Source organism: Pleionea sp. WD8-19, from assembly GCF_055326765.1.
Genome location: NZ_JBUZOU010000006.1, coordinates 1 through 12,187, shown reverse-complemented (window position 1 = coordinate 12,187; position 12,187 = coordinate 1). Strand labels below are relative to the sequence as shown.

Annotated in this window: 13 protein-coding genes and 3 tRNA genes; 8 read left to right on the top strand and 8 right to left on the bottom strand. The window is 41.4% G+C overall.

All coding sequences use genetic code 11. The features are described from left to right. Positions 1-56 precede the first annotated feature (56 nt). The 7 genes from ACTUJY_RS08790 to ACTUJY_RS08760 all read left to right on the top strand — a co-directional run bounded on the left by ACTUJY_RS08790 (position 57) and on the right by ACTUJY_RS08760 (position 3,025). Positions 57-218 carry a hypothetical protein gene (locus ACTUJY_RS08790; RefSeq protein WP_463615707.1) on the top strand — a complete coding sequence of 54 codons (162 nt, stop codon included), beginning with the start codon at positions 57-59 and terminating at the stop codon, positions 216-218. After that, positions 215-382: a hypothetical protein gene (locus ACTUJY_RS08785; RefSeq protein ID WP_463615706.1), complete on the top strand. Its 168-nt coding sequence runs from the start codon at positions 215-217 to the stop codon at positions 380-382. The genes ACTUJY_RS08790 and ACTUJY_RS08785 overlap by 4 nt, the downstream gene beginning before the upstream one ends. Before the next feature lie 14 nt (positions 383-396). Further along, complete coding sequence (locus ACTUJY_RS08780; protein ID WP_463615705.1) at positions 397-594, top strand: hypothetical protein; 198 nt, start codon at positions 397-399, stop codon at positions 592-594. A 158-nt stretch (positions 595-752) separates the two neighbouring features. Beyond that, entirely contained in the window at positions 753-1,154 is a 402-nt protein-coding gene (locus ACTUJY_RS08775) for a hypothetical protein (protein ID WP_463615704.1), read from the top strand. 3 nt (positions 1,155-1,157) lie between these two features. After that, on the top strand, positions 1,158-1,592 hold the full coding sequence (locus ACTUJY_RS08770) for a hypothetical protein (protein WP_463615703.1): 435 nt from the start codon (positions 1,158-1,160) through the stop codon (positions 1,590-1,592). A gap of 166 nt (positions 1,593-1,758) precedes the next feature. Beyond that, positions 1,759-1,974: a DUF4224 domain-containing protein gene (locus ACTUJY_RS08765; protein WP_463615702.1), complete on the top strand. Its 216-nt coding sequence runs from the start codon at positions 1,759-1,761 to the stop codon at positions 1,972-1,974. Continuing rightward, the gene (locus ACTUJY_RS08760) at positions 1,967-3,025 is read left to right on the top strand and encodes a tyrosine-type recombinase/integrase (RefSeq protein ID WP_463615701.1); all 1,059 of its coding nucleotides are present in this window, start codon (positions 1,967-1,969) and stop codon (positions 3,023-3,025) included. The genes ACTUJY_RS08765 and ACTUJY_RS08760 overlap by 8 nt, the downstream gene beginning before the upstream one ends. 64 nt (positions 3,026-3,089) lie before the next feature. On the opposite strand, the gene ACTUJY_RS08755 is transcribed toward ACTUJY_RS08760, so the two are convergent. The 8 genes from ACTUJY_RS08755 to ACTUJY_RS08720 form a co-directional block, all read right to left on the bottom strand. Then, positions 3,090-3,176 (bottom strand) — tRNA-Leu (locus tag ACTUJY_RS08755). A gap of 19 nt (positions 3,177-3,195) precedes the next feature. Further along, a tRNA-Cys gene (locus ACTUJY_RS08750) sits at positions 3,196-3,269 on the bottom strand. A 198-nt stretch (positions 3,270-3,467) separates the two neighbouring features. Beyond that, positions 3,468-3,543, bottom strand: a tRNA-Gly gene (locus tag ACTUJY_RS08745). A gap of 139 nt (positions 3,544-3,682) precedes the next feature. Continuing rightward, positions 3,683-4,261, bottom strand: a complete 579-nt coding sequence (pgsA, locus tag ACTUJY_RS08740; RefSeq protein ID WP_463615700.1) for a CDP-diacylglycerol--glycerol-3-phosphate 3-phosphatidyltransferase — start codon at positions 4,259-4,261, stop codon at positions 3,683-3,685. 51 nt (positions 4,262-4,312) lie between these two features. Next, positions 4,313-6,142 carry an excinuclease ABC subunit UvrC gene (gene uvrC, locus ACTUJY_RS08735; protein ID WP_463615699.1) on the bottom strand — a complete coding sequence of 610 codons (1,830 nt, stop codon included), beginning with the start codon at positions 6,140-6,142 and terminating at the stop codon, positions 4,313-4,315. 35 nt (positions 6,143-6,177) lie between these two features. Then, on the bottom strand, positions 6,178-6,825 hold the full coding sequence (uvrY, locus tag ACTUJY_RS08730) for a UvrY/SirA/GacA family response regulator transcription factor (RefSeq protein WP_463615698.1): 648 nt from the start codon (positions 6,823-6,825) through the stop codon (positions 6,178-6,180). 676 nt (positions 6,826-7,501) lie between these two features. Beyond that, positions 7,502-8,944, bottom strand: a complete 1,443-nt coding sequence (locus tag ACTUJY_RS08725) for a hypothetical protein (protein ID WP_463615697.1) — start codon at positions 8,942-8,944, stop codon at positions 7,502-7,504. 65 nt (positions 8,945-9,009) lie between these two features. Further along, positions 9,010-9,978: an exo-alpha-sialidase gene (locus tag ACTUJY_RS08720; RefSeq protein ID WP_463615696.1), complete on the bottom strand. Its 969-nt coding sequence runs from the start codon at positions 9,976-9,978 to the stop codon at positions 9,010-9,012. A gap of 895 nt (positions 9,979-10,873) precedes the next feature. On the opposite strand from ACTUJY_RS08720, the gene ACTUJY_RS08715 reads away from it, so the two are divergent. Further along, positions 10,874-12,187: tyrosine-type recombinase/integrase (locus ACTUJY_RS08715; RefSeq protein ID WP_463615695.1), on the top strand; the 1,314-nt coding region annotated here is incomplete at its 3' end.

Sequence of the window (12,187 nt, the reverse complement as noted above, 5' to 3'; positions counted from 1 at the left end):
GATGGTCGTAACATCGGTCGCGGTTGTGAATAAGTCGATAAGTAAGGAGTGAATACGTGAATCGCTATTACAAAAACATGAATTACACCAAGGCCGAACAGATCCGCAAAATGTATCACTCGCGACAAGCAACCCAATGTGAGTTGGCAACTTTGTTTCGGATCCCGCAATCAAGCATCAGAAAAATAATTGCCCACAAGATCTGGAGTCGACCATGACACTTTTACAGCAAAAAATAATCGATCGTGCTCTGCTCAATCCGCATCGTCTGACTGCACGCGAATTAGGATTAGTTCAGCAATTAGTACAGCGACCGATCGATGTTCCATTAAGTCCACGTGAGTGCAATGCTCTGACTCGCGTGCAACAAAGAATCTACTAACGGAGGCTGCCACTATGAGCATTCATCGCATTCAAACCCAGTTAACCCAGCAGTTGGCAGATCTGGAAAACCTGAAGAAGAATAAAGCGTTGCTGGTGGAATACATCGAATTGCAGGCACAACTGAAGTGGAAAACCTACAGTGCTTTGTGCGATCAAGGGTTTGCCCCCGAACAAGCGTTGTTTCTATGCCACAACGGATCAAATGCTTAACATTATGGAGGTCTAGGGCATGCTTATTTTTTGGTTTGATCGGTTGCTAGGTTTTCAATTTAGGTGCATCGAGCGAGAAAGCATCATCTCGCAAATTGCTAAACCTAATACCTCGTCAATCATTCTCGCTTCACCGGTGAGACGGTTAAGCGGTCGTAATGCTTTCGTGTATAAGAATTGCAATCGGTATATTGGTGAAGCGGCGAATTTGGTTTGGCAAAATCATTCGCTTTGGTTTTAACATTTGCAAAAATAATATTGAAGAGAGGCAAGTCTTGAACTTTATAGAATCTATCAGCTGGGTGTTCACCATTGCTCTATTTGGTGCCGGTTACGTAGCCCTGAACAAGCTTCTTGCACTTTATACAAAGCATCGATTGTGGAATAAATGGTGCAAAGAGGCTCAAAAGCGTGGCTTGCCAATCGGCAGCAAGACACAATGCAAACAATGCTACAAAGTAATTGTTCTTCCCACTTTCGAAAGAAACAACGGCCACTGCGCACAATGTGTAGATACGCCTACATTGAAAGACATTTGGGATATTCTAAGAGGAAAATAACGCATGCAATTAAAAAAAAGGCGCACCCGAATGAAGCTGTTCTTATTATTTGTATGTAGTTTACCAATAATAATGTTCGCCAGAGGTTCCTTAAGCGACCGCCCTTCGGATATGGAGATCGTATTACATGAACGACAATACGAACGCGATTATCAAAATGTTTGGTGCATAGATTTCGGGGTCGTTGAATACCGGTTGCCGGATAAAACACGCGTTGACTGTTTAACGGTCGAATATGCCATCGAGTTTGACTGGGCCAAAAAATGGGCAGAAGCTGTTGGTCAGGCACTCTACTACGCCTTTCATACCAATAAAAAACCAGGCGTGGTGTTACTCCTGAAAAAACCGGATGACGAGACTTATAAGCACCGTTTGGAGTCAGTAAATCAACACTACAAACTTGGGATAAAGGTATGGACAGTACGAACTTACCATTGAACAAAGGGGTGGGCCAAGCGTAGCGCGCGTTAGCGGACGTAGCGCGGGGGCTTGGTGCGTTGTTGGATAAACCGTGTGGCACACTCGGTTTATTGCGCCAAGGGGGAGCAATAGTTTTGCTTCATAATGTGCAGCGAGTATTGAGTGAAATAATTGAGAGGTCGTAATGGCTAAGCTACTCACCGACGATGAAATCGTTGAATTGACAAAGGCGGTGAAGCCTTTGATTCAACGTCGCGTGCTTGACAAGGCTGGAATCACTTATATTGATCGACATGATGGAACAATCACTGTTACCTGGCACGCGGTATACCACCCAAAATCTCAGCAATCGTCTTTACCTAATAATGAACCCAATTTTGCGGCTTTGAGTCATGGGTAGAGTCCGTAAAAAGTCCGATCAATGGATGCCAACTCGCGTTTATCGGGGAAAATCTGCTTATGAGTACCGCCCCAAAAACGGACGAACCATACGATTGTGCGATTTAACCGCATCAAAAGCAGTCGTCTGGGCAGAATACGAAAAAGCTTTCGTTCAAAATACAAATGTTGGGGCATTTCAAAGCTTAATTAATGAATATTTTGCATCAGAAAAGTTCACATCTTTAGCGTATTCAACTCAAAAAGATTACGAGAAATACTCGAAGAAAGTAATACCGGTTTTTGGCAATGTGCATCCTAATCAAATTGAGCCGAAACATATTCGGCAATATATGGATTTACGCGGTCACTCCTCACAAGTTCAGGCTAATCGTGAACACGCGTTTATGAGTGCGGTCTTTAAGTGGGGGTTTCAGCGTGGAAAGTGTGAAAAAAATCCTTGCCAAGGCGTTAGTAAATTTAAAGAAAGGCCTCGCGATCGATATATTACCGACGATGAGTTTAGTCTGGTTTATGAATATGCCTGTCCAGTCGTAAAAGTTTGCATGATGATCAGTTACTTGTGCATGGCACGAAAAAGTGATGTATTGGGATTAACTCGTGATCAACTGCAAAAAGAAGGTGTTTTCATTCAGCAAGGCAAAACAGGTAAAAAACAAATCAAGAGGTGGGGGCCTAAATTGAGAGCCGCCATAAACCAGGCGCAAAAAATTCATCCCAATACACTAAGTCCCTACGTCATTCATCAGGAAAGAGGAAAACGGCTTACAACTTCCGCTTTCGATGACCGCTGGCGAAAAGCAATTCAAAGAGCACGCAAAGCAACTGAACAAAAGCTGGATTTCACCTTTCACGATATAAAAGCAAAAGGCATCAGTGATTTCGAAGGAGATCAATTCAAGAAGCAACAAGCTTCCGGACACAAAACATTGGCTCAGGTCGATACCTATGATCGAAAAATTCCAGTGGTTGATACGGTAGAGTCAGTCGAAAATAAAGAAACTACCGAAGTAGAAAAACGAAACACATCTAAGCCCAAAAAAGAAAAATAGGTGGATTTTATTCGGAAACAGTATTCGGAAATATTCGGAAGTTAGTGAATCTTAACTGTAAGAATGGTGCCCGGGGCCGGAGTCGAACCGGCACGGTGTTGCCACCGAGGGATTTTAAGTCCCTTGCGTCTACCAATTTCGCCACCCGGGCATTGCGCCTTTCAAAAGAATGGAGGCTGGGGTCGGAATCGAACCGGCGTACACGGAGTTGCAGTCCGCTGCATAACCACTCTGCCACCCAGCCATTTGTCAGGGTTCGCTACAACTCATCAGCCCTGAGTCAAAAAAACCTCGAGACTTTTTGGGAGTTTCGAGGTTTTAACGTCAATTTAAGCAATGTATTCAGACTTGCCCAAACTTAAGAACTTGGAGCAGGAAACGTGCGATACGGCATTCCGGCTCGAACTCAGATAAATCACTTAACTTACCTAAGTTTTGAAACTGGAGCGGGAAACGAGACTCGAACTCGCGACCCCAACCTTGGCAAGGTTGTGCTCTACCAACTGAGCTATTCCCGCGTCGTTAAGTGCGGTGCATTTTACAGTGTGAAATTTTTCTGTCAAGCACCAATTTTAGTTTTTCCGAAGAATTCTATTCGAGACTGTTTTTTGTTCAAAAACAAGCTGTTACAGCCATCTTCGAGGAGCTGCATTATCCTTATAATTCTTTTGATGTCAAGTAGGGCCACGCCGCTTTTACGTAGATCAGCATCGACCAAAGCGTTAAAGCAACTGATACATAAAGAGAAAAATAGCCCAAAATAACAAACAAAGGATAACCCCAAATATCGTAAATTGAAGGTTGCGCCCCACCCAGAATCAAAAAGAATATAGCACCGAGCTGCCAAAGAGTTTTCACTTTGCCAATAAACGATACTTTTACATCTGCGCTCTTACCATATTCAGCCATCCACTCTCGTAATGCAGTAATAGTAATTTCGCGTCCTATGATGACTAACGCTGGAACGGCGATCCAAGGTGTTTCATAAAGTTCCACGATTAAAACAATGGATATGGTAACCATTAATTTGTCGGCCACGGGATCCAGAAAAGCTCCCAACGGTGAGGTCATATTAAATCGGCGTGCGATGTAGCCATCAAACCAATCCGTCCAACCGGCTATAGCAAAAATTAACGCCGCGCCTTTATGGCTCCAATCGACCGGTAAGTAAAACACCAGCACAAACACCGGGATCATCAAGATTCGAAAGGTGGTTAAGATATTCGGAATATTCATTCAATGTTCTGTTAGTTAGTCACTTCAATTAAGCCGCCATTATAACGGAATTCATTCTTCATGCAGATAATCATAAATTTTTTCCGCCAATTCCTTGTTGATCCCATTCACTTTAAGTAAATCCGATAAAGATGCCGCTTCGATATTTTGTAAGCCACCAAAGTGTTTCAGCAAAGCTTGCCGCTTTTTGGGACCTATCCCAGGAATTTCTTCCAGCCAGGAGCGCGTTCTCGCTTTAGAGCGTTTGTGTCTGTGCCCAGCAATAGCAAATCGATGCGCTTCGTCTCGAATATGCTGGATTAAATGCAACGAGGGTGAAGACGATTCAAAAACCTGGGCGACGGACTGTCCGGGTCGGAATAATTGTTCCATGCCAGCTTTGCGCTCAGTCCCTTTTGCCACACTAACAACAACCAACTCCGATAACCCAAGCTCATCCAGTGCAGTTTGCGCGGCTTTCAGTTGACCTTTGCCGCCATCGATCAAGACTAATTGCGGCAACGCGCCCTCTTCTTTAACCAAACGAGCGTATCTTCGCGATACCGCTTGCGCAATTGCAGCGTAATCATCACCAGGCGTAACATCTTTAATATTAAATCGACGATACTTGTTTCTGGCCGGAGCTCCATTGGTAAACACAACACAAGAAGCAACCGTTTGTTCACCCATCGTATGACTGATATCAAAACACTCCATATGCTCGGGTAAACTTTCCAATTTAAGATCTTTTTTTAACGCGACTAATTTTTCGCTTTGATTTGTCTGCAAATTCAATCGCGACTGGAGGGCCTGCTCAAGATTTTGCTGGGTCAGTTTTAACCAATCCGCACGATCTTTTCGCACACTCACCGATACTTTCACCCCTCGCTTGGCAATAGACGATAAGGCGGAACCAATCAGCGCCGAGTCAATATTCGGGTCATTGACGATCACTTCTTTCGGCAGTTCTCGACCGGAGAGATAAAACTGCAATATAAACGTTTCAACCAGTTCGGAAGATGAGTAAATCGATGAATATTTAGGGAAGTAATTCTTCGTCCCCAAAACTTTCCCCTGACGAATAAAAAGTACGACAACGCATGCAACACCGGCTTTTACCCCCACCGCAAACAAATCCAGGTCCACTTGAACACCTGAAATGACCTGTTTGCTAACGACTTTTCGTAAACTTGCGATTTGATCTCGAATTTCGGCCGCTTTTTCAAAAGCTAAGTTTTGGGATGCTTGATCCATTTGTTCTTGCAATAACTCAATCACCTGCTCACTTTTGCCCTGATAAAACAGTCTTGTGAGTGCAACATCCTGAGCGTATTCGGACTCAGAAACATACCCAACACAGGGTGCTTTGCAACGTTTGATTTGATATTGCAAACAAGGTCGAGACCGATTTCGGTACACCGAGTCTTCACACTGCCTAACTTTAAACAGTTTTTGAAGTAAAGAAAGGCTGTGTCTTACCGAACTTGCGCCAGGAAAGGGCCCAAAATATTCGCCTTTTTCTTTTTTTGCACCGCGATGATACGAAAGGCGCGGATATTCGCCTCCGGATAAAAAAATAAAGGGGTAAGACTTATCGTCTCTGAACACCACGTTATAGCGTGGTTTAAGTTGCTTAATTAAGTTATTTTCGAGCAACAACGCTTCGGTCTCGGTATTGGTCACGGTGACATCGATACCGGTAACTTGCTTCACCATAACCTGCGTTTTTATCGACTGGTCATTCTTGGTGAAGTAACTGGAAACCCGCTTTTTCAGGTTTTTGGCTTTACCGACGTAAATCACCTGTTGCTCTTTATCGAGCATACGGTAAACACCTGGCTTTTCAGTAAGTTGAGCTAAAAACGCAGGTATATCGAAAAGAGAGTCGGCAGCAGGAGGCATAACAGGGATTAGGAGTAACGGGGCCGTTACTCCCGTTATTTCATATTTTCACTGGAAATCAGGCCGTGACGTATGGCCAAGTGAGTCAACTCAACATCATTATCGACACTGAGTTTCTCAAACAATCGATAGCGATAGCTATTTACGGTTTTTGGGCTCAGACAGAGCTTATCGGAGATTTGCTGTACTTTTTGTCCTTGCGTGATCATCATCATCACTTGCATTTCACGCTCTGATAAAATTTGAAACGGATCATCATCGGAGTCATCAAATCGCTTTAATGCCATTTGTTGTGCAATTTCAGGTGTTAAATAACGTTTACCTCGAGCAACCTGACGAATTGCTATTACCATCTCTTCAATATCGGCACCTTTGGTCAGATACCCGGCTGCTCCAGCCTGCATAAAGCGTGAAGGGTAAGGCTCATCGGCATGAACACTGACGACAACCACTTTTACATCGGGATCATAGCGGATCAGTCTACGAGTTGCTTCCAAACCTCCTATGCCAGGCATATTGGCATCCATTAAAATGACGTTTGGATTCAATTCTCTTGATTTGGCAATCGCCTCTTCACCGCTTGCGGCTTCTCCAACAACATTAATCCCTTGAACATCGCCCAACAAACGGGTAATACCTGTTCGAACCAGATCGTGATCGTCGACGATAAGTACCTTGATCAAACCTTCACCTCATCAATTATTATTTCAGTGCTCAATACGATAAGCCGGAGTATAACCTTCAAGTTACTGAAAAATCAGGCAGGCTGATCGTTAAATTATACGCACGAAACACTTAATTCTAATTCTTATCTGCGTAATTCAAATACCTTTGAATTATTTTAGTCTGGTTTTGAATATTTGTTAGTCAAGACTTTGATTTGTAAGCAAAGATCTCATGCTAATTAAGCAAGCTTACCATTTTTTATTGATAAGGCAATCACAAATATATACCGATATTGATAAAGCTGATACGAAGGTAAGCCCCTGTAGGACGTGGTGTTTGACTTAGAATTGGGTTTTTATTGAAGTGCGAAAAGAGCCGATCAATTTGGGAGAGAGATAATGATTTGAACCCTTGGCAAGTCGTTAACCCCAAAAAATTCGCTTTCAGTTCTCCATTTGCGATAGCAGGCAAATTAATTAACCTTTAATTATCAATACATTAGAAATTTAAATGACTCCAAATGTTAACTCACGCCACGCAATAAAGTCCGGTAATGTATACGTCAAAGAGGTTACGATTATTACGGCATACACGTCAGCTTAAATTAGGCAGGTATTTTAAAGCAGCAAACGCCTTTATTCGCTACCACAGCGATAAAGTTTTAAGTATCAGTTACCCTCTTATCGTTAATAACTATCGCAATTCATCCAGAGTGACTTTCATCACATCAAAATATAGAAACCTATCATTAGTACCCGAACTCAAACTCTCAAAATACTGATTTTCAACGCCATGCCTAAAGAGGTATAGGAGTAAACTTCGGTACTGGTACTTATTAGCGTATTTGACAGCAAAGTTATCCCAGAAACTTAACTCAGCACCCTGTTGATGAAGCACTTTGACAATTTCAACGTAGCCATTTTCCGCAGCTTGCAGCATCGCTTTGTTAAGCTCATCCTGCCCAAGCTTTGGCAATAAAGACTCGTAACCGAGCGTTAACCCATAACGCACTATTTCACTAACACTAGCGCCCTTTGCCAGCTCTGATTGAAACTGTTGAATTTGCTGCTGTGTAACGGACAACTCTAAAAAGTCACGTAGCAACGCGATATCTTCTTGTGACCAACCGGATGCAAGAGCGGAGGATATTAACCTTGCTTGATCAACCTCCTTAAACTCACCTACTTTTGCCTTTAAAAGCCTCAAAGTTGGGTAGGAATGCAATACGATAGCTCGATCTAATAACCGGTGCCACATATCGTTTGAAGAGTCAAACTCGAACTGAGGCGCGCACAAAGTCGCAAACCAGTTGTTGTGTTTACAAAGGTAAAACAACACAAATAAAAGTTCTGCAGGCAGTTTCACCTTGTCCTGTTTCCCGACAATAAAATCAAGATTTAAATTGAGCAACAAGCACCAATGTACAAATCTCGACTTTTGTTCCTTCGAAAAACTAGGTTTCTTTAGCGATTGTTTAATTAAAAAGTAAAGGTATTTAAACCTTTCGTCTGGTTTTAAATAAGGGGCATTGTTGAAGAGCAACTTTTTGTCAATGAGCTCACGGTAATCTGGCAACACCAATGCATGCTCTATTAACTCCTCCTGGCAAATAATGTCAGCATCAATATAAACATTTAAGCTATGAAGGTTGAGTGTTGGCGTTAAATACTCTAATGCTTTCTGTTTTTCAAGCTGATAGTGTTGAGCAATTTCAATATTAGATTCTGCACTATTAATAGAAAACAATGCGTTAAAAAATTCTTTTTCATTAGACATAAAACCCGAGCAGAACTCTTTATAGAGCTTACAATCGTACAGCTGTTTAACCATTTCCAAGTCATTCAGCTGCCAAGTTTCAATGACACTTACTGACTTCACTGATTCATAGCGATCAAAGGTAATATTTGATACATGATCATGATGCGCGTTTACCTTAGACTGCAATATATCCTCACGCCGATAGCTCACTTTGTGTAAAAATCGATGCGACTGTGACCAATGCTTAAATATATAGGAAGCATCCGAGACCAAAATTGTTTGCTCAGGATCCAGGTTTCGTGATAAAGAGAAGCAATAACCTACCCTATTCAAACGACCTGAAGAGCCAGCTACGTATTCGAAATCATCATCAATCATTAAAGCCTCTGCAATTGTTTACGTTTACTCAAGTACTCTCTTTTTATTAAATTTAGATCATTTCGTTATACATTAATTATTCGACTTTCCAAATACATCTGATTAACCGAATATACAAGTAGCAATTGACTTGTACTAATTCGCGTTAATGCTGGATAGGCAAGCGCTTTTCGGTCACTTCGTAATTGGAAAACTATCTTAGCTTCACCTTTTGATGGAAAGTAAGCAACCCAAAGTGCGAAACGATTGGTTTTACTAGGATTGTAAGCAAGAAAAAAGCCACCGGTATCGTTAAAAATCGCAATTCCACTGTTAGGATTTGGAATTTGAGACTGGTAAAACTGACTCCAATTTTTTCCACCATCCAAGCTATCACTCGCAAACAAATATCCTTGGTTACTGCGGCAATATATTGTCAGTTGTAATTCATTAAGACGAGCAATAGCGGGCTGATTTAATTGGGTTGGCTTGGTTAGCTTCTGCATTTTAAACTGCAGTTCGTGCTTTGAGCCTTTTCCGTCTTTATCAATTGTTTCAAGTATTGGCTTACTAAATCCGTAACGCTCACAACTTGAAGGAAGCAAAAGCGTGCCATCATTTAAACATAATGGCGGATTACGCGTTGGTCCTAGCAAGCCATCCGGTAGTGATTGAAGTAGGCTCCATCGATTACCATTATCCAGGCTACTTACAATTGCACCTTGCCAGTTATTTGGGCTATTTCCCAGTTTTACAAATAATTGAACCGTTTCATGAGTAAAATATCCACTGCAGTTCTTGTTGAAATACAGCACCGGGTTCATGCAGCTCACTCTAAGCCCTTGGATCGACTCTATACATTGTGGCTGCTGCCAGTGGCCTGCTGAAAAGCGACTATACCAAATGTTAGTTCGAGCTTGATTTTTTTGGCGCCCATGAAACGCCAATAAAACTGAATTATTAGCTGTAATGCACAGCGTTGGTGCGTGGCACAAAGTAAAGCTTGACTGACAAAAGTCGCTCAAACTTTTAAGATTAGGATGTCTATTCGACATAATACTCGAATGTTTTTCTTTTTAATATCTACGACAGCACAAGCACTCTGATTTAACACACTTTAGTGATATTAAAAACAACATTCGAATGAGCAAGCATTGCTCTTAACGAAAATAGATGAATCAAGGACTAAAAAATCAGGGTAAATTAGTATCATAACGGAAGACTAAATATCGCTCGTAGGCAGTCCATTATGCTAGCGCAGAGCGACGCTTTAAACGAATAATGTTTGCCTCAGAGACAGCAGCAGATTTTCAGGAACAATTCAAGCAGTGATTTTAGGAGGCTTTAACTTATCGGTTTACACAAAAATCAACGTTCAAGTATATTTCGCGTATATAAAGTTACAAGACTTAGGCGGTGGCCTGTATAGAAATTGCTCATTGAGATGCGTACTTGAACACGCCGATCGAGCTGTAAGTGACAACCTTCAGGATAATCCGTAAAAAAGGTATAAAAAAACCCGGTAGTTATAACCGGGTTTTAATTTAATCTGGCGGAGGGACAGGGATTCGAACCCTGGATGGGCTATTAACCCATGCCGGTTTTCAAGTTCAATAACATATCAATTAACAAGGAAACTGTATTATACGACATCACACTTAAAGAAACGTATTTTTCTATATTTTACAACACTTTAATCTACTAAACCCTAATTTACTTAGTTTCTTTTCGTACCTAGTCGTATCTAGACGTATAATTATTTACGGGTACAAAAAGGGTATAAAAAATCCAAACCAATCTTCATATTTTGGTTTTTTTTCTATTGCGTTCAATTTTCACGACGTGCAATAATCCTTTTGTTTTTTAAAGCCCAAAATACTGATTGTGTGGCAGCGCTTTCAACCCACTATCAACTTATTTTGACCTAATCAAACAAGCTGTGAGGATTTAATGAGCGAACTACGTCCAAATGACAAAACGTGCGCATTTCAATTCACTAAAAAAGCCCTGTTAAAACTGCCTTTACCAACCAGTAAAACAGCCCCATCGAAATACTGGGATCGCTCATTATCTTATTTAGCCTGTTATGTACGACACTCGGGTAGACGAACTTACTACTTAGTCAAAACATTTGGTGGAAAAAAATACAATGTTCCATTGGGTGAAGTTGATGAAATTATTCCTGAAGTTGCCAGAGAAAAAGCGCAACAGACTTTAACCCAAATAAAGGAAGGTAAATATCAAGCTAAGGCAGAATTAAAAGTACAAGGGGCATTAGATCTTACGCTTGAGCAAGTTCATAGTGAAATAGCAAAAGTTAAAAAGTGGAAAGATAAAACTATTGAAACTTACAACGTCCAATTAAACTCAAGATTATCCAAGTATCGAGATAAAAAACTTTCGTCATTTAATCGAGAATTCATTTTGAAGTTAGCTGGCGAATTACGAAACGGTTCAGAAAGCAATCAGGCTCTTTCCGAAAGCTCAGTTAAGCAAACTATGGCATATATAAAGACGCTTTGGAATTATGCCAGAGCAGCTTATCGAGACACTGATGGCAATCCACTATTTGGAAACAACCCAACTGAAGTACTATCCGATCTAAGAATTGCTCCTAAAGCCACACGAAAGCGCACTCTAATACATAAGCCTGACTTAGGAAAATGGTGGGTAGCAGTTGAAAACTATCAGCAAAAGTCAGAAAGGTTTTTAGGTTCAAGTGTCATAAACTCGGCCCTAGCCCGCTGCTTGTTGCTCACCGGTTGGCGTTTGGATCAAATGGCAGGATTAACATGGAATCGAGTACGCTTTGACTTATCAGCTCTTGAAGTAACAGAAGGAAAAACAATTAAAACTGGTGATCGTGAATATATGCCGATGAGTAACGAAGTTGTACGAATTTTAGCTGAATTGAAAAAATATAAGTATTCTGAAGAGTTTGTATTCCCTTCACCAGTCTGCGAGCTAGGAAGAGTTAGAGATTGCCGAGATATTCTTAGCTATGCCTCTGAAGTCATCGGCTACAAGATTACCGCTCATGACTTACGGCGAACTTTTCTCACCATTTCTGAAGCGTTGGGATATTCCATGCTCACAGCAAAACGCCTTGCTGGTCATGCGGCCCAAGAACATGACGTCACTGCAGGCTATATAATCAGCTATGATGATACTTTAAGAAACTGTGCAAACGGCATCGCTGACTTCATTTTAAATGAAGCAGCGAAAGCCCGTAAAAAGAATGCAAATATAGAATTGCAAGCGGTC